Raw genomic sequence first — 17,691 nt, forward strand, 5'->3', positions numbered from 1 at the left:
TAGTTCCAGTGTCTCAGGCCTCGTCTTCCTCTTCGACGACCTCGGGGTCGCTCATCGCCGTCTGCAGGCTATCGAGCCCGTTGACCCACTCCGAGACCAGTCCGTACTCCAGTTCCTCGGCGACGTCCATCGAGAGTTCGTCGCCGTCGATGATGCGCGTCCCGGCCTGCACGCAGTAGCCGAGCGCCGCGTCTAAGTCCTCCTCGGCTTCGGCGTCGGCGGCGGCCCCGACGTAGTCGGCAACGGAGGCATCGTCGGCGACGCCCTCGGCGGCATACTCCTCGGCGGCGTAGAAGACACAGAGCAGCGACGTCTGGACGCCGTCGATCAGCATTAGCGTCTCTTCGTCTTCCATCTCTAAGTCCGCGAGAACGATCTCGCGGACGCCCGCGAGTTCGTCGAGGGCGGTCTCTTCGTCGAGCTCACCGTCTTCGTAGTCGGTGAGTATCTTCGCAACGGCGATAGCCGCGTCGTCCTGTAAGTTCAACAGGAGCCGCGCCGAGTCCTCGTCTTCGGGGTCGACGTTCTCTTCGTTGATGCGATCAAGCCAGTTCTGCCAGCGTTCTTCGGTGTAATACTCCCCCGGCGGAGTGCTCATGTCTCCCCGTACGTGCGCCCGGGGATAGTAGTTTCGACAGGCGATGCCGACGGCTGAATCGTCGAAAACCCCGTATCATCCTCTCTCTACCCCATACAGTCGCCAACGGATGTCGAACGGTTCGCTTCGTGGGGATTTATACGCTGAGGATTGGTACGTATTGACATGTCACAGCGACGCTCGACGCACGCGACGGTCGGGGCTGTCGACCCGATCACTGTCGGTAGCGTGGCGACGCGTGTGGGGCTTGCACTCCTCGTCGGGACCCTGCCGATTGTCGCCGGGACGTTCGCGGGGATGATAGCGGACGCAGCGACGCTCGGCGTCGCGGTCGACACTGCCGCGACGGCGCTCGACGGGTCGCTCGTCGGCGGTTTCACTACCGGTCGGTTGTTCCACGTCGGCGTCCTCGGCGCGCTGGTCGGCTGTTGGCTGCTCGGTGCCGGACTCGTCCTCGATGGCTATTTCGGCGGTCGCGACGAATAAAACGGACCACGCATGGGCCGCGTGATAGCGCGACGCTCGCGGTGGCGTCGGCGTGGTTACTGGCCGTCCTCGCTCTCTGCGTTCACCGACCGGATCGCGCTCTCTGGACCGTCCTTCTCGCCGTCCCCGCCGCCCTCGCGGGGCTGGAACGTCCGCTGTGGGAACGGGATCGTGATCCCCTCCTCGTCGAAGGCGGCTTTCACCTCCTGGACGATGGCGGAGATGGCCTGCCACTTCCGCGGCGGCGTCGGATGGTCTATCCAGAACCGTAGTTCGAGGATGATAGCCGAATCGCCGAAGGACTTCGGAACGACCTGCGGCGGCGGGGAGTCGACGACTTCTTCGACGCTTGCCATCGTCTCTTGGGCCAGTTCCGTCGCTCGCTCTACGTCGGTGTCGTAATCCACGCCGAGGTCCATCGTCAGTCTGAGCAGCCCCTTCTGACTCCGATTGGTGACCGCCTGGTCGCCGACCCGGTCGTTCGGAATGACGACGAACTCCCCGTCGAAGTTCTCCAGTCGCGTGTTGAAGATGGTGATCTCCGTGACGATCCCCTCCTGTTCGCCGATGACGACCCAGTCGCCGATGGTGAACGGCCGGGAGAACATGAGGACGAACCCCGCGATGAGCGACCCGAGCGTCGTCCGGGCGGCGAAACCGACGACGATACCGAGAAAGCCCGCCCCGACGAGCAGGCCGCTGATGTTGAGTCCCCAGACCGCGAGGATGGTGATGCCGATTGCGATGAATATCGTCACCTGTCCGACCCGGAGCAGGATCTCCTCCTGATGTTCGGTGAAGTCGTCGAGCGCCAGCGTGAGGCGGTCGATCGTCCGCTTCAGCTGGTCCGAGAGGACGAACGCCAACATCACGAGCAGCACGGTCTGTGCCGTGGCGAACAGCTTTGGACTGCCCTGCTCGATTATCGGTGCCGCGGCGTCGACGACGTCTATCAGGTCCCAGACGACGAGAAACGAGACGACGACGAGAACCAGAACCGTCAATTGGGCCGACCGGAGTAGTATTCCTCGAAACGATGTCGGCGTGAGGGATGCGAGCCACTCTAGTCCGCGTCCCATCCGCCCAGAGCGCATCCACTTGCTCAACGAGTCACGGAACCGCTCGGACAGCGCCGGCATGACGACGACGCTGAGAAAGAGGACGAGAAGCAGGAGGATGGTCGCGGTGAGGCGTCCCTCGGCAGCCACGAGACGTTCGAGGAACTGCTGGAGTTCCTCGACGAGACCGAGTATCTGCTCTCCGGTGATCTCGCTCTCCGGTGTCGGCACTGCGGTCCCCTGCACACCCCCTCATCGAAGTCGTAGCGACTTGTGTCTTCGTCTCTGGACCAAGGAGAGCGTTTCCTCCTAATCCGAGAGAGTAAAACGACATGGACGAGACCGAGAGAAAGCGAGAGTCCGTCCTAGACGCCGCGGCCCTGTAGTTTCTCTTCCTCAGGGAGGTCGGCGTTGGCGTCGCCGCGCATCCCCGAGCCGATGTTCTTGCTGATCTCGGCGAGTGCATCGGGGTCGTCCCAGTTGTTGACAGCTTCGACGACGGCCTCGCCCATCGCTTCGGGGTCTTCCGCGCCGAAGATGCCCGACCCGACGAAGATGCCGTCACAACCGTGGTGCATCATGAGTGCGGCGTCGGCCGGTGTCGCGATACCGCCAGCGGCGAAGTTGACGACGGGCAGACGGCCCATCTCGGCGGTCTCGTGGACGAGTTCGGCCGGGGCTTCGTTCTCGCGGGCCCACTTTTCTCGCTCTTCGTAGCTTGCGCCTTCGAGTTGGCGGATCGAACCCTTGATGTTACGTTGGTGATGGACGGCCTGATTCACGTCACCGGTTCCCGCTTCGCCCTTCGTCCGAATCATCGCCGCTCCTTCGTCGATGCGGCGCAGGGCCTCGCCGAGGTTGCGTGCGCCGCAGACGAACGGGGAAGTGAACTCTCGCTTGTCGATGTGGTAGCGGTCGTCCGCCGGCGTGAGCACCTCGCTCTCGTCGATCATGTCCACGCCCGTCGCTTCGAGAATCTGGGCTTCTTTCGTGTGGCCGATGCGGGACTTGCCCATCACTGGAACCGACACTTCGTCGATTATCTGTTCGACTTCGGCGGGGTCGGCCATCCGGGCGACACCCCCTCGTTTGCGGATATCGGCGGGCACCGCTTCCAGAGACATCACTGCCACCGCACCCACGTCCTCGGCGATACGGGCTTGTTCGCGTGTGACGACGTCCATGATGACGCCGCCTTTCTGCATCTTTGCGAAGCCGCGCTTGACGAGGTCGGTCCCGCGGCGCAACTCCTCTAAATCGGTAGCTTCGGGCATTGTCAGCGGCTTGGAACTGGATTTACCTAACGGTTGTCCTTGGCTGGAAGTGGGAGACGGGACAGAGAGCGACGACTGATGGCCCGGCTTCGATCAGGTCGCTCCCGCTCGCGCAACGACTGCGTGGGGTGTGCCTCTATACTTTTATATAACAATGCGCATACGATGTACAATGGGCACGGAGTGGTCTCCGGTGGAACGCGAGGAGCGGGTGCAGGTTCTACACGTCGACGACAACGCCGACTTTCTGGACGTGTCGTCGGCGATGTTGGCACGGCAATCGACCGACCTCGAAATCGACACTCTCAACGACCCCACACAGGTCACTGACCGGCTGGCGACCACCGACGTCGACTGCGTCGTCTCGGACTACGACATGGAGCCGATAGACGGCCTCGAACTCCTCCGAACCGTTCGAGCGGACCATCCCGACCTCCCCTTCATCCTCTTTACCGGGAAGGGCAGCGAAGAGGTAGCGAGCATGGCTATCTCGGCTGGCGTCACGGATTACGTCCAGAAGAGCGGCGACACCGAGACCTTCGAGATGCTGACGAATCGCATCGAGAACGCTGTGGACCACGCTCGGACGGAGCGCGAACTCGCCTCCAAGAGCACGCTGCTCGATACGATCTTCGAACAGATACCCCATCACATGTACGTCAAAGACAGCGAAGGTCGTCACCTCCGAGTGAGCCACGCTCACATCGAGGACCCGAAAACCGCCGTCGGAAAGACCGACCACGAACTGTATCCGGCGGCCCACGCCGACGAGACGCACGCCGACGACATGCAGGTCATCGAGGACGGCGACCCGATCATCCACAAAGAAGAACAGACCATCGAGGAGGTCGGTGAAACGTACAGTTTCGACCACCTCCTCGACAACTACGAACAGGATGTCGTCACCACCAAGCAGCGGTTCAACGAGTGGGCACTCACCTCGAAGGTCCCGTGGCGCGACGAGAACGGCGATATCGTCGGTCTCATCGGCCTCACCTTCGACATCAGCGACCGAAAGCACTACGAACAGTCCCTAGAGCGGCACACGGAACGGCTCGAACAGTTCCTCGCGGAGGTCGCACACGACCTCCGGTCGCCGCTGCAGGTGGCTGACGCCAATGCCGAGTTGCTCCGCGAGACCATCGGTGAGAACGAGCGACTGGACGCCATCGAACGCAGCCACGACCGCATCGCGGGGCTGGCCGAGGAACTCGGGAGTTTCGCGCGCCACGGCGATCTCGAACCGGATCCCGAATCGGTCGCCCTCACCGACGCTATCAGGGACGTCTGGACCAGTCACGCCGTCGGCGAGGCGACGCTCTCAGTGGGCGACCTCCCGACCGTCGAAGCGGACCCGACGGAACTGACTCGGCTGTTGGACAACCTCGTCGACAACGCGATCGACCACGCCGGACCGGAGGTGGCGGTCACCGTCGGGTCGCTCCCGGACGGAGCGGGCATCTACGTGGCCGACGACGGTCCCGGAATCCCGCCCGCGGAGCGAGAGACGGTGTTCGCCACCGGCTACACGACCGCTTCCGACGGGACCGGACTCGGCCTCGCCATCGTCGAGACCATCGCCGACCGACACGACTGGTCGGTGATCGTTGACGAGAGTGAAGCCGGTGGCGCGCGCTTCGAGATTCAGTTCTGACCTCGACCGACCGCTAGCGTTTTGCCGCCGCCTCCCTACCGCCCGGTATGGCAACGGAGCAGGGCGTCGGCGGGCGCATCGAAGCAGTCGTCGCGCGGTTCTTCGGCGGACCACTCCCCGACAGCGAGGGTCTCCCGCGCTACGTGGCTCCGCTCCCGACGTGGCTCGAAAACGTCGGCCTCCGACTGGCGTGGCCTGTGGCCCTCGTCAACCTCGTCGGGACGCTCTTTGGCTTCTGGTACTACGCGGGTCGCCCGCTGAACCTCGCGCCGCCGCTGGTCGAAGGGCAACTCGGTGCAGCCCCGTTACTGGCGTATCCGGTCATCCCCGACTCGCCCGCCGCGACGATGTTCATCGGTCTCTCGCTGGTCGCGTGGAAACGCGGCTGGAACGCCGAGTGGATACACACGCTGGCCTTCTTCGGCTGTATCAAACTCGGTCTCTGGACACCGTTCGTCCAGTTGGTCATCAACGGTCCAGGCGGCATCGCGGCGTGGCTCTACTGGTTCCTCGTCCTGAGCCACCTCGCGATGGCGCTGGAGGCGTTTCTCATCCACCGCTACGCGAGCTTTTCCGTGCCCGCGGTCGCAGTCGCCGTCGGCTGGTACGGCTTCAACGACGTCGTGGATTACTTCGTGTCGGTGCTCGGCGGCCCTCACCACACGATTCTCCGAGCGGAAGTCGTCGCTGGCGGGTTAGACCATACGCTCCCCGCCCACGACCTCGCGGCCGGATGGGCGGTTGTCCTGACGATTCTGGCGACGTTTCTGGCGCTCGCCACTCGCATCGAGAAACTGAAGCTGCAGCGGGCGACCGCGTAAGTCGCGCCGGTCTCGTCGGTCGACTCGGCTCCGTCGGTCCCGATTTCACTCTCCGCCGTCAGATTGTGAAGGAGTCGTCTTCGTCGCGCTCTTCGAGGACCCACTCCAGTTCCTCGATGGCGCGCAGTATCGCGACTTCCGCCTCGTCTTCCAGTCCAGAGGTCGGCGGGTCGTGGCTGTCGTACTCGTCTTGCAGCGCCTCGATACGGTCGCGTATCTCTGCCTCCGATTGCATGCGTGGGGATACCGAGCCCCCCACATTGATGCTACTGGTCCCGGCGACGGCGGCGGGGTATCGCCGAACGCGCTGCGTTCTCCCGACTGACTACCGCACCACGACGACGGCGTTCTCCGTCTCGGTCATCTCGCCCTCGCCGGAGTAGGTGCGGGACTCCTCGATTTCGAACATCTCGGCGTCGAGTTCGAACTCGCCGCCCGACACGACGAGCGTGTCGCCCTCGATTTCGTAGTCGCCCTGTGCGATTGCGCCCTCGATTGCGCCCACGTCGTTGCCGAACTCCGGGCCGACGATGGAGTAGTCGAGGTCGATATCGCTAATCTCGGTGGTGATATCGGGAGCGTCCTCGAACGTCTCTAGGGTCTCGACGTGCATCGCCTCGGCGACGGCGTCGGCGAAGCCCTCGACGTGGCCGTACACCTCGACGTGTTCTACGTCGGCGTTCAGCGGCAGCCCGTTCTCGGTCTTGTATCGTCGGAGTGCCGAGACGACTTCCATCGCCGTCTCGCCCGCTTCGAGGTCCGCCTCGTAGCCGCCCGCGACGGGCCAGTCGGTCGTGTGGATCGACTCGTCGGCGCGGTACATTCGCTCCCACAGTTCCTCCGTGATGTGGGGGAGGAACGGCGCGAACAGCTGGAGGAAGGTTCGGTGGGCAGTCAGCAGCGTGTACTCCGTAGAGTCGTCGCCACCGTCGCTCAGTCGCTGCTTGGCGATTTCGAGGTAGTCGTCACAGAACGTGTTCCAGAAGAACGAACGCAGTTCGTTGCGGGCCTTCGAGAAGGCGTAGTCCTCGAACTTCGCCGTGACGGAGTCGATGGTCGCGTCGAGCTCCGCGAGCATCCAGCGGTCGACGGCTGCCAGTTCGTCCTCGGGGACGTCCTCGACGGACGCCGCTGCGGGCGTCAACTGGTCGACCAGCCGCGAGGCGTTCCAGAGCTTCTGGAGTAAGCGCTCACCGGCCTCCAAATCGCCCTCCTTGTACGGGAAGTCGTCGCCGATGGAGGTCCCGGCGGCCCAGTAGCGGGCGGCGTCGACGGGGAAGTTCTCTAGCACTTCGCTCGGCGGGATGACGTTGCCCTTGGACTTGGACATCGCCTCGCGGTTCTCGTCTAAGACCATCCCGTTGACCATCACGTTCTCGAAGGGGACCTCGCCGGTGTGCTCGTAGCACTTGACGACGGTGTGGAACAGCCAGAAGGAGATGATGTCGTGACCCTGCGGTCGGAGGTCGAAGGGGTACAGTTCGTCCATCTCCATCTCGAAGGAGCCGGCCGGTTCGTCCACCGAGTCGGCTGTCTCTGCCGACTCGTCGGCGTGCCAGTCCCACTCGGCGTTGATCAGTGGCGTGAGCGAGGAGGTCGCCCACGTGTCGAAGACGTCCTCCTCGGGCGTGAACGTGTCGTGACCGCAGTGTTCGCACTCGCCGACGGGCGGGTCGTCTGAGAGGGGGTCGACGGGCAGTTGCTCGCGCTCGGCGAAGGTGGGTTCGCCACACTCGTCGCAGTACCAGACCGGAATCGGGATGCCCGAATCGCGCTGGCGGGAGATACACCAGTCCCACTCCAGGCCCTCGATCCAGTGCTGATAGCGGCTGTACATCTTCTCGGGGAACCACTCCATGTCCCGGCCCGCCTGCAGGTACTCGTCTTTCTTGTCGAGCAGTTTGATGTACCACTGTTCGGTGACGAGGTACTCGACTTCGACGCCGCAGCGCTCGTGGACCTGCACGGTGTGTTCGTGGTCGCGCGACTCCAGCAGGAATCCCTCTACGTCTAAGTCCTCGATGATGGCCGCGCGGGCCTGCGTGGTGCTCATGTCTTCGTACTGCCCGGCGAGTTCGGTCATCGTCGCCGACTCGTCGATGGCCAGCCGCAGGTCGAGGTCGTGTGCCTGGTACCACTCGATGTCGTTCTGGTCGCCGAACGTACAGCACATGACGAGGCCGCTGCCGGTCTCCATATCGACCCGTTCGTCCGCGATGATGGGGACTTCCTGCTCGAACAGCGGCACCTTCGCCGTGCCGCCGACGAGGTGCTGGTTCTCGTCGTCGTCGGGGTGGACGAACACCGAGACACACGCGGGGAGCAGTTCCGGGCGCGTCGTCGAGATGGTGAACGTCTCCTCGGCGTCGCCCTCGCCGGGGGCGTCCCCGTTGCCGTCCTCGACTAACTCGAAGGCGATGTCGTTGAACTTCGTGTGCTTGTCCTCGTCTTCCTGCTCGACCTGCGAGATAGCCGTCTCGCAGTCCGGACACCAGATGGTCGGCGCGCGCTGGCGGTACTCCCGGCCCTGCTCGTAGAGGTCGAGGAAGGAGAGCTGGGAGATGCGCTGGACGCGCGGTTCGATGGTCTTGTAGGTGTTGTCCCAGTCAATCGAGATTGCCAGCGACTGGACGTCCTGTGTGAACTCGTCTTCGTACGTGGCACACACGTCGCGGCACTTCTCTTGGAATACCCGTCGCTCGAAGTCCTGATGGCGAATGTCCAGTTCGCGTTCGGTCAGGCGCTCGGAGGCGATGCCGTTGTCGTCGTAGCCAAAGGGGAAGTAGACGGTGTCGTCGGCCATCCGGTGGTAGCGGGCGACGAAGTCCTGTAGCGTGAACTGATAGAGGTGGCCCATGTGGAGGTTCCCCGACACCGTCGGCGGCGGTGTGTCGATGGTGAATCGGGTGTCGGCGTCCCCGTCGTAGGCGTAGGTGTCCTCAGTCACCCAGTGGTCTTGCCACTTTGGCTCGATCTCGCCGGGGTCGTACTCCCCGTCGAGACGCTCTTGTTGGTCTGTTGGCGATTCCTCGGTCGGTGGGTCCTGTGTGTCACTCATGTCGAATCTGCGAACTTGCAGTCGGTCGAAAACGGTGCGGGCGTCGAGAGGTGAGGTTAGTGGGGCGTGGAGACCCCTACTACGGGTACCAGAACGGAGCGGGAAGCTGCTCGACGCGCCATTACGTGTACGTGGGCGAAGCGGGGGATTAACGACTTCGGTTTTCTGGTGTCGTCTCTAGCGATTGAGTTACCGGAACGGTAAGATTTCAGAACAGCCAGAAAGCCCCCGCTCGCTGGGCTACTGCGACTCGTTGTGGTCCTCGGTCGCTTCGCTCCCTGCGGTCCTTCCTTCGTTTCGAATGCCCAGCGAGCGGCCCCTTTCAGTCCCACCCCGTGGACCATCCGGCCGGGCTTTCTGGCTCTGATACCCGTGTCGGCTGTCTCCTCATCCCATCAACCCGGTTTTCAAAGCAGGTCGTGTTCGCGTTCGTCGGCCGAATGCGAGCGGACCCACAGCTGGCCGATGCGTGAGAGGCGCGTTCGATACGATTTGCCGTGTTCTTCCTGTTCGATGTACCCTTTCCCGCCGGGGCCGAGGCGGTCGACGTTGTAGATGACCTTCGAGCGGAACGAATCGGTGTACTCCTCGCCGAGTTCGCGGGCCAGTTCCTGTGCGAGCTCGGAGACCGATTCGAACTCGCCGTGTTCGCCGAGGAGAAAGAGGATGACCTCTTCGAAGGGCTTGACGTTCGAGAAAGAGGCGACGGGGAGTTCGACGATGTGCGAGCCGTCGATCTCTTTCGCGCCGATGGTCGTTCCGCGCTCGTCGAACTCGTCTAAGAGGTCGAGGGCGGTTTCGAGCCGTTCGTCGACGTCGGCAGCTACGTCCTCGCCGTCCTTGAGGCTCTCTAAGAGAGTAACCTGTTTACGCAGTTCTTCGGCCAGTTCCGTCTCCAGATACTTCTCGGGGACCGTGTAGTAGGTGTGGATGCGGTCGCGTTCGCCCTCCCGTTCGACCATGATCGAATGGGCAGCGGTGGCGAAGGCGAAGGAGACGGTGCGAGGCATCGCGGAGACGTTGACCCACACTTCGTTGCCGGCGTCGAGTTCGTCGTTGATGAGTTCGAACGCCTGCTCGAACGCCTCGTCGTAGGCGTAGACATCGTCGACGACGAAGCGCTCGGTCTCCGCTCCGAGCAGGTTCCGGTAATCTTTCTCCAACTTCTCGGCGAGGTGGCGCGAGTACTCGACGTTGGCCTCGGAACCGACCGCCCCCTCTAGGAGGATGACGCGGTCCACGTCGAGTTGCTCGCGCACCAGCGGCGCGATGAGCCGGTCGTAGTCGAAGCCGACCGGGACGATGTGGGTCTGCATACGTATTACACCTCCCGGCGGCTATAAAAACGGACAGACTCGGTACGCGAGCAACACTGCTGGAATCGCCTCGATTGCAGAAACGCGGGGAACGAATCGGCGAGCGAGTCGCCGTCGTCAGTTACAGGTCTCGTGAACGATGTCGCCGCTCTCGTTCGGACCGCGTGCTTCGCCGGTGACGATGTCGTTACCACAGGCGGCACAGGTCAGCGTCCAGCCCCGCTCGGCCTTCTTCGAGCCGGCACTCGATTCGTCGTCACTGCTCACGTCTTCGTCGTCGCTCTCGCTGATCGAGACGATCGTCTCCTCGTCCTCCTCGCTCTCGCCGCTGGTCGTGTCACGGTCCAGCACGTCGTTCACGCCGCAGTAGCCGCTGGTCGCGTTGAAGCCGAACACGAGCGCACCGACACCGGCGAGCAGACCGCGCAGGCGCTTTCCGTTCCGAAGCGAGCGAACCGCCGCGACGGTCAACACGACGGCGAGTGCTGCGCGGGCGAGTCGGTCGCGGCCACCAACGTTCTCGTTGACGTCCATACCGAACCGTCGGACTGCACGCCCTTGTAGGTTCACCTATCCGGACGGCCTGCCGGAAACGAGTGGTGTCGGTGGCAGCCAGCAGCTGGCCGGATAGAGCCCGTGATCAGCCGCTGAACGGGTCTTCGTACTCGTTTCGAATGTAGTACCGGACGAAGTTCCCGTACGTGCGGTCGGCGGGGTGGTCCGCGACCTGTTCGTACTGGACGGTTCCGTCCTCGTCGATGACGTACGTCCCGGCGATGCCGGTCAGGCCGTGACTCGTCTCCTCGGTCCCGCTGTACTGCTCGGCGACCTCGCCCTCGGGGTCGGCGAGCAACTGGATATCGAGGTCGTAGCGGTCCCGCATCTCGGTCACCTTCGGGAGCGGGTCGGTCACAACGGGGAGGATATCGACGTTATCGTTGAACCACAGGTCGTAGGATACCTCGCTGAACGTCTGGAGTTGCTCCGCGCAGAAACTGCACCAGTGGCCGCGGTTGACGAGGACAACAGCCGGTCCGTCGTCGAGGTACTCGGACAGCGAGACTGTGTCACCGGCGGTACTTTCGAGCGTGAAATCGGGCGCCTCTGACTGGTCTAAACTCATACGAGAGCCATTTGCCGCGGCGCGTGATAACGACCGTCCGATTGTGTGCCGGGTCGCCACAGCCGTATCAGTCCCTCGACGGCAAACCGAGATAGCCGGCTCAGTCGGCGTCGACGCCGTCCACTTGGTAGGCCGCTCGGTTCTCTTCGGGAGCGGCGCTGGTCGCCAGCGAGACCGCGACGGTCAACACCAGTCCGAGCAGGATGCCGACGATCCCCGGCGTCCACCCCAGATAGGCTGTCGGGAGCGAGACGGTCAGCCCCGCGAGGTCAGCGAGCGTCTCGACGACGGGGAAGACGTGCAGGACGTAGAACACCTGACTCCCGACGATGCCGGCGTACATCCCGTTGCGGGTCGTCCCGTGCCAGTAGAGCGCGAGCGCGACAGGCAGCGTCAGTTGGGCGAACCCACTGAAGGCGGTGTCGCCGATCTGGACGAGCGTGCCGGGCGAGTAGAGGCTGGCGATAAAGGAGAGCGTGGCGAAGGCGACGACGCCTGCGCGGGCGACGAAGGTCTCTTGACGGTCGTCCGCGTCACCGGCCCCGAACGCGCGTTTTAGCGGGCGGTAGACGTCGCGAGTGAGATAGGACGACCCCGACAGCAACATCGAGTCGCTGGAGGACATCATCGCCGCCATCGCGCCCGCGATGACCAGCGCGGCGAACCACGCCGGCGTGTACTCGCCCAGCAGCGCGGGGACGACGTTGCCGCCTTCGGGCACCGTCACGCCGAGCCCCGCGGCCCACGACCCCAGCATGAACGCCGGGACGAACAGCAGGAGGACGAGAATCGGCCACAGCGCGAACGTCCGCTTGAGCACCGTCTTCGACCCGGCGGCGAAGAAGCGCTGGTTTATTTGCGGGAACATCGTCACGCCGAAGGCGATGCTGACCGCCGTCGAGACGACGTACTGCTGGGTGTAGAGCCCGCCACCGAGCGCGAGGAACTCCGGGTTGCTCTCGGCGAGCGCGCTGGTGGCCGCGCCCGCGCCACCGACCGAACTGAGAATCCACGCGACGGCGGCCCACACCAGCGACAGCATGAACAGGCCCTGAATCGTGTCGGTCCACGCGACGCCGCGCATCCCCGAGACGGCGACGTACAGAATCATGAACAGCGTGATGCCGCCCGCGCCGACCCAGAACGGGACCTGTCCGTTCGTCAGGCCGACGATGGCCTGTCCGGCCCCTTTCTGCTGGAGCATCACGTACGGGAACAGCCACACGAGGCTCACGCCCGCGACGAGGACGCGCAGGCGCGTCGAACCGAACCGGTCACCGAGCATCTCACCGAGCGTGACGTAGCCGTGGCGCTTGCCGACGAGCCACTGCTTGTATCCCAGCACGTACCAGAGGACGGCGAAGATGATGCCGTCCATCAGCCCCATCACCAGAATCCACTCGGGACCGGCGCTAAAGGCGAGGTTCGGTCCGCCGAAGAACGTGAACGCCGACAGCAGGGTCGCAAAGGTCGTAAAGAGCAGGACGACGGTGCCCAGCGTCCGACTGGCGAGATAGTAGTCCTCGGCGTTTCGCTCAGTCAGGCGATAGGCGACGACGCCGACGGCCAGCGCGACGACCATGTACGCGCCGACGATGCCCAACTGGAGTGCGGTATCGGCCATCAGCGCACCTCCTCGATGCCGAGTCCCCAGTCAGTGTGGGCGAAGACGGCGAAAACGATACTCGCCAGTACCATCCAGCCGACGTGCCACCAGAGCCACACGGGGAGCCCGAACGCGACGCTCGCGTCTCTCCAGAGGAACCACGGTACGGCCAGGGCCATCAGTACGAACGCGACGACGGCCCACCCGGCAGTTCGCGCGAATGCCATGATTGGGTTCCGTATCCGCCGCCGACACTAATAGGTTTCGTCGCTTCATACTGCCTCTCTGAAGAAAAATCCTTTTCAGTACACGCGCGTCCCGGGGTCGACGTCCCGCTCGGTCGTCAGGTGGACGACGCCGTCCTCCCCGTCGACACCCGTGACCAGACACTCGCTCTCGAACCCGGCGATGGTAACCGTTCCGAGGTTCACGACGGCGACGACCTGTGCCCCCAGTAGGTCCTCGGGGTCGTAGATGTCCGTGAGACCGGCGGCCGACTGTAACGTCTCGTCGCCGAAGTTCACGTCGAGTTTGTACACGTCCTTGCGCGCTTCGGGGAACGGTTCGACATCGACGACTTCGCCGATACGCATCTCGACATCTTCGAGAAACCGCGTCGGGTCTATCTCGGCTTCGGTGAACGTCATGGGTCAATATTTTCGGCACGGTTATTTATTACCCGCGCTCACAGAGAAATATATGCGCACGGCAATCCAACTGTGGACGCTCCGGAACGTCGACGCGCCCCTCTCCACACTCCTCCATCGCATCGCGGTCGCCGGCTACGACGGCGTCGAGTTCGCCGGGCTCGGCGACTCGTCCGAACGAACGCAACTGCTCGATGCCGCCGGGTTACTACCGAGCGGCGTCCACGTGGACGCCGACGAACTCCGATCGGACCCGTCCAGCGTAGACGACCAACTGGCGACGATAGAAGCCCCCTACGCCGTCGTCCCGTACCTCGACGACGACCACTTCGCCGACGCGACGGCCGTCGACGAGACGGCGGCGCTGCTCGACCGCCTCGCCTGCGACCTCGACCGGCCGCTCCTGTATCACAACCACGTCCACGAATTCGTCCCGGTCGGCAACGAGACGGCGTTCGACCGTCTCATCGACCAGACGACGGTGGACTTCGAACTGGACGCCGGGTGGGCACAGGCCGCCGGGCGAGACCCAGTTTCCCTCATCCGGAAACTCGACGGTCGCGTTCCCGTGGTTCACTTGAAAGACGTCACGACCGACGGCGACCCCACGAATCTCGGTGAGGGAATCGTGGACCTTTCGGCCGTCGTGGCCGCCGCCCGCGAGGCCGGAACGGACTGGCTCGTCTTCGAGTACGACGACCCGGACGACCCGCTCACTTCGATGGAGAAGGGCATCGAGGCGATGGATCGGTTACTGGCCGAAGCGTGAAGCGACGGCGACGCGGGCGCTGTCGGGTGGTAGCTAGTCACGGACGCGGCGGCGACGCCAAGCTTATTTAGAGCGTCATCGCGTACCCCAGCATAGTGACAGTAGTCCGTCGCTCGCCCACGCGACGGACAGGAACCGGAGCTATGCACGATACAGCTAAATATCTCATTCACGCGGACATCACCGCTGCCGGTGTCGTCGAGCGAAGCGACGTCGTCGGCGCGGTGTTCGGGCAGACCGAGGGGTTACTGGGCGAGGAAATGGACTTGCGGGACCTACAGGAGTCGAAGAAGGTCGGGCGGATCGACGTCGAGATCCGGTCCGAAAGCGGGCAGTCGTTCGGTCAGATAACCGTCGCCAGCGGGCTCGACCGGGTCGAAACCGCCATCCTCGCCGCGGCGCTCGAAACCATCGAGCAGGTCGGTCCCTGCAGGGCACAGATAGAGGTCTCGGACATCGAGGACGTCAGGAGCGCCAAACGCCGCGAAGTGGTCGACCGGGCGACGGAGCTACTGGCCTCCTTCGAGGCGGACTCCGTCCAGACCGAGGATATCGTCGAGACGGTGCGCCAACGCGCCCGCGTCGAGGACATCACGGAGTACGAGGGTCTTCCTGCCGGCCCGCGGGTGGCGGACTCCGACGCCATCGTCGTCGTCGAGGGGCGAGCCGACGTGCTCCAACTGCTGAAGTACGGCGTCAAGAATGCCATCGCCGTCGAGGGTACCGACGTTCCCGAAGCCGTCGCAGACCTGACGGCTGGCCGCACCGTGACCGCCTTCCTCGACGGCGATCGCGGCGGCGACCTCATCCTCAAGGAATTGGCACAGGTCGGCGACGTGGACTACGTCGCAATTGCCCCGCGTGGCCGCTCCGTCGAGGAACTCTCCCGCAGCGAGGCGATGAAATCGCTCCGCGATAAGGTCCCCTACGACGTCGTCGCCGACGCCGACTCCCCCGCGGCCGCGATCGAGGAGAACGAGGCGCACGACGACGCGACGGCCGTCGACTCCGACCGTGGACCGGTCACGGACGAGGACGGCAGTGAACCCGCAGCCGTCGCCGGCGTCGACGGCGGAACGGCGGCGAGCGAGACGGATTCTACGGAGGTGGCGTCGTCTACCGGACCGACCGGCGACGGCGATACCGCGGCCGAGGAGACGACGGACGACGAGGCGGAACGCGAGCACCTGACGCTCTCGGACCACGTCGACGCCGTCATCCGCGCCGATAGCGGGACCGTTCGGCTGCTGGACGACGACCTGCGGGTCCTAGCAGAAGGGGACGCCGACGACGTGCTCTCGCTGGTCGGCGACTGCGCCGAGACGCCCCGGACGATCGTCGTCGACGCCGACTGTTCACAGAAGATTCTGGATGTCGCCGCCCAGCGCGGCGTCGGCACGGTCGTCGCTACCGGCGACGGCGAGTACGTCAAACAGCCGACGAGCGTGCAGGTCAGAACCGTCTCCTAGAGATCGCGCGACAGCAAGACGCCGTCGCCGTCCTCGTAGTGGTCGTCGATTCGCTCGACCACCTCGAAATCGAACGTGTCGTAGAAGGACCGCGCCCGTTCGTCGTCTTCGCGGGCGGTGAGCCGAACGGTCTCGAATCCGTCGTTTCGCAGGCGGTCAAGCAGCGCGCACATCAACTGAGAGCCATAGCCCCGACCTTGTCGTCCAGGTGCGACGGCGAACTCGGCGACGTACGCGACCGGCGAATCGGGGACGACCAGCGCGTACGCGATCGGGCCGTTCTCGTCGACGACTACCACGATCGGCGGCCCGGCGATAGCGACATCCAACAGTCCCGGCCACGGCTCGTCGAGGGCAGCCGTCTGAATGGCGCTGAGTCGGTCGCTATCCCCTGGGCGCGCCTCGCGAATCATACGAGGCCGACGGCAAGTGCGACGCCGACGCCGGTGATTGCCGCCGCCAACGTCGCCAGCATGTTGACGCCTTGATTCCCGACGACGGTTCCCTCGACGGTCGCGCCCAGCAGGCTATCAACGGTCATCCCGACGAGCCCGCAGCCGACGACGGCGACTGCCCCGATCGGCCCGACTGTTTCGAGGGTCGCGGCGGCGATGCCGGCGATGATGGCTGCGCCGACCAGTCCGGCGACGACCCCCTGCCACGTGACGCCGCCGTCGGTACCGGGTTCCACCCGCTTGAAACTGGTAATGAGTCGCGGGTTGTCGTAGAGACCGCCGAACTCGCTAGAGAAGGTGTCGGTCATCGCCGCGGCCACCGCCCCGGCGAAGGCATAGAGGAACAGTCCCGGTTCGACGGCGATGTGACTCGGACTGGCGACCCACGCGATGACGGCCACCAGCGCGACGATGGAGTTGGCGAGGACGTTCCCGCTCCCGCGCGCGCCTTCGTTCTCCTCGGCGATGCCCCGATCCAGTTTCTCCTCGTAGCGGAACTTCGACGAGAGGCCGCCTAACCCGAAGAACGTGATGAGCATGGCGAACCAGCCGTACCCGCCCAGTACGATGGTCAGAAGCGAGAGGAGGACGCCGGTGAGCATTCCCGGGAGCGAGGCGGTATCGAGCGCGTAGGCGGCGTAGCCGAGAACGGCCGAGACGCCGAGTGCGATGAAGACTCGCTGTGGCCCGACCGTCGGGTCGAGTTCGAAGAAGAGCCACAGCAGTAAGCCGACCGAGAGCATCACCAGCGGGTCGTCGCGCTCGAACAGCACCGACCGGAGCAGCGCCGCGACGAGCGCCCCGGTTCCGGCGAGGAACAGTGCTTCAGCCAGCCCGAAGGTGGTTCCCTGTATCTGCGTGGCCACCAACTGCGCGACGACGCCAGCGGCGAACCCGATGACGACGAACCCGGCGGCGGCGACCACCTCGTCGCTGTGGACGCGGTGGGCGAGACGCTGGCCGAGGTTGCCGTAGGAGACGAGCACGACCGTTCCGACGAACACCCGCACTGGTAGTCCGAACTGTATCGCCAGCAGGGCCAGCCCGGCCGCGGCCAGCGCGAACGCCGCCAGTCCGTAGAGCTTCCCGTCCTCGTAGTCGCCGGGGCGGGCGAACAGTTCGAACAGCACGGTCCCGTGATTGACCACGGTCATGGCGAGCAGCGCGACCAGCGCGAACGGGCCGGTCGCAGCGACAGTCGCGAGCGCGGGCGAATCCAAGCCGGTAGCGACCGGGACGGCGAACGCGAGTGTCCCGACCGCAGCGAACGCGCCGGCACGCCGGACTGTCGAAGGCACGTCCCACCGGTATCCGCGAGAGCCACTTACCCTTTCCGAACTTACCGGGTCGCCGTCGG

18 protein-coding genes are annotated in these 17,691 nt (G+C 64.5%); 5 read left to right on the top strand and 13 right to left on the bottom strand.

What is annotated here, in order from left to right; all coding sequences use genetic code 11:
- Nucleotides 1-13 precede the first annotated feature (13 nt).
- Entirely contained in the window at nucleotides 14-598 is a 585-nt protein-coding gene (locus E4S61_RS13220) for a DUF2150 family protein (RefSeq protein WP_135304400.1), read from the bottom strand.
- 165 nt (nucleotides 599-763) lie between these two features.
- Between E4S61_RS13220 and E4S61_RS13225 the strand changes: the two genes are divergently transcribed.
- On the top strand, nucleotides 764-1,084 hold the full coding sequence (locus E4S61_RS13225; protein ID WP_135304401.1) for a hypothetical protein: 321 nt from the start codon (nucleotides 764-766) through the stop codon (nucleotides 1,082-1,084).
- A 56-nt stretch (nucleotides 1,085-1,140) separates the two neighbouring features.
- Here E4S61_RS13225 and E4S61_RS13230 read toward each other — a convergent pair whose 3' ends face one another.
- Together E4S61_RS13230 and pdxS are read right to left on the bottom strand one after the other, a co-directional pair.
- Nucleotides 1,141-2,388, bottom strand: coding sequence for a mechanosensitive ion channel family protein (locus E4S61_RS13230; protein ID WP_135304402.1), 1,248 nt, complete (start codon nucleotides 2,386-2,388; stop codon nucleotides 1,141-1,143).
- 119 nt (nucleotides 2,389-2,507) lie between these two features.
- Nucleotides 2,508-3,416 (bottom strand): pyridoxal 5'-phosphate synthase lyase subunit PdxS, encoded by a 909-nt coding sequence (gene pdxS, locus E4S61_RS13235; protein WP_135304403.1) that lies wholly within the window; start codon nucleotides 3,414-3,416, stop codon nucleotides 2,508-2,510.
- 172 nt (nucleotides 3,417-3,588) lie between these two features.
- Here pdxS and E4S61_RS13240 point away from each other — a divergent pair, with 172 nt between their 5' ends.
- Together E4S61_RS13240 and E4S61_RS13245 are read left to right on the top strand one after the other, a co-directional pair.
- Nucleotides 3,589-5,070 carry an ATP-binding response regulator gene (locus E4S61_RS13240; RefSeq protein WP_167768494.1) on the top strand — a complete coding sequence of 494 codons (1,482 nt, stop codon included), beginning with the start codon at nucleotides 3,589-3,591 and terminating at the stop codon, nucleotides 5,068-5,070.
- 47 nt (nucleotides 5,071-5,117) lie between these two features.
- A complete protein-coding gene (locus tag E4S61_RS13245; RefSeq protein ID WP_135304405.1) occupies nucleotides 5,118-5,891 on the top strand; it encodes a DUF1405 domain-containing protein in 774 nt (257 codons plus the stop codon).
- 58 nt (nucleotides 5,892-5,949) lie between these two features.
- Here the strand turns inward: E4S61_RS13245 and E4S61_RS25455 are convergent, their stop codons facing one another.
- The 8 genes from E4S61_RS25455 to E4S61_RS13280 form a co-directional block, all read right to left on the bottom strand.
- On the bottom strand, nucleotides 5,950-6,126 hold the full coding sequence (locus E4S61_RS25455; protein ID WP_167768495.1) for a hypothetical protein: 177 nt from the start codon (nucleotides 6,124-6,126) through the stop codon (nucleotides 5,950-5,952).
- A gap of 90 nt (nucleotides 6,127-6,216) precedes the next feature.
- Complete coding sequence (locus E4S61_RS13250) at nucleotides 6,217-8,949, bottom strand: valine--tRNA ligase (protein ID WP_135304406.1); 2,733 nt, start codon at nucleotides 8,947-8,949, stop codon at nucleotides 6,217-6,219.
- Nucleotides 8,950-9,356: 407 nt separating this feature from the next.
- Nucleotides 9,357-10,265 (bottom strand): HFX_2341 family transcriptional regulator, encoded by a 909-nt coding sequence (locus E4S61_RS13255; protein WP_135304407.1) that lies wholly within the window; start codon nucleotides 10,263-10,265, stop codon nucleotides 9,357-9,359.
- Nucleotides 10,266-10,382: 117 nt separating this feature from the next.
- Nucleotides 10,383-10,799, bottom strand: a complete 417-nt coding sequence (locus E4S61_RS13260) for a YgaP family membrane protein (protein WP_135304408.1) — start codon at nucleotides 10,797-10,799, stop codon at nucleotides 10,383-10,385.
- Nucleotides 10,800-10,905: 106 nt separating this feature from the next.
- Nucleotides 10,906-11,388, bottom strand: coding sequence for a peroxiredoxin family protein (locus tag E4S61_RS13265; RefSeq protein WP_135304409.1), 483 nt, complete (start codon nucleotides 11,386-11,388; stop codon nucleotides 10,906-10,908).
- A gap of 100 nt (nucleotides 11,389-11,488) precedes the next feature.
- The gene (locus tag E4S61_RS13270; protein WP_135304410.1) at nucleotides 11,489-13,012 is read right to left on the bottom strand and encodes a sodium:solute symporter family protein; all 1,524 of its coding nucleotides are present in this window, start codon (nucleotides 13,010-13,012) and stop codon (nucleotides 11,489-11,491) included.
- Nucleotides 13,012-13,221, bottom strand: a complete 210-nt coding sequence (locus E4S61_RS13275; protein ID WP_135304411.1) for a DUF3311 domain-containing protein — start codon at nucleotides 13,219-13,221, stop codon at nucleotides 13,012-13,014. The genes E4S61_RS13270 and E4S61_RS13275 overlap by 1 nt, the downstream gene beginning before the upstream one ends.
- 75 nt (nucleotides 13,222-13,296) lie before the next feature.
- On the bottom strand, nucleotides 13,297-13,641 hold the full coding sequence (locus E4S61_RS13280; RefSeq protein ID WP_135304412.1) for a tRNA-binding protein: 345 nt from the start codon (nucleotides 13,639-13,641) through the stop codon (nucleotides 13,297-13,299).
- A 52-nt stretch (nucleotides 13,642-13,693) separates the two neighbouring features.
- Here E4S61_RS13280 and E4S61_RS13285 point away from each other — a divergent pair, with 52 nt between their 5' ends.
- Entirely contained in the window at nucleotides 13,694-14,410 is a 717-nt protein-coding gene (locus E4S61_RS13285; protein ID WP_135304413.1) for a sugar phosphate isomerase/epimerase family protein, read from the top strand.
- A gap of 143 nt (nucleotides 14,411-14,553) precedes the next feature.
- Nucleotides 14,554-15,879 carry a DNA primase DnaG gene (gene dnaG / locus E4S61_RS13290; protein ID WP_135304414.1) on the top strand — a complete coding sequence of 442 codons (1,326 nt, stop codon included), beginning with the start codon at nucleotides 14,554-14,556 and terminating at the stop codon, nucleotides 15,877-15,879.
- Here dnaG and E4S61_RS13295 read toward each other — a convergent pair.
- Nucleotides 15,876-16,292: a GNAT family N-acetyltransferase gene (locus E4S61_RS13295; RefSeq protein ID WP_135304415.1), complete on the bottom strand. Its 417-nt coding sequence runs from the start codon at nucleotides 16,290-16,292 to the stop codon at nucleotides 15,876-15,878. The two genes, dnaG and E4S61_RS13295, sit on opposite strands and share 4 nt — an antisense overlap.
- Entirely contained in the window at nucleotides 16,289-17,632 is a 1,344-nt protein-coding gene (locus E4S61_RS13300) for a DUF92 domain-containing protein (protein ID WP_135304416.1), read from the bottom strand. Before E4S61_RS13300 ends, E4S61_RS13295 begins: the two co-directional genes overlap by 4 nt.
- Nucleotides 17,633-17,691 lie beyond the last annotated feature (59 nt).

Origin of the sequence: Haloarcula amylovorans (assembly GCF_004681185.1) — an archaeon.
In the GTDB taxonomy this organism is placed as follows: Archaea; Halobacteriota; Halobacteria; order Halobacteriales; family Haloarculaceae; genus Haloarcula; species Haloarcula amylovorans.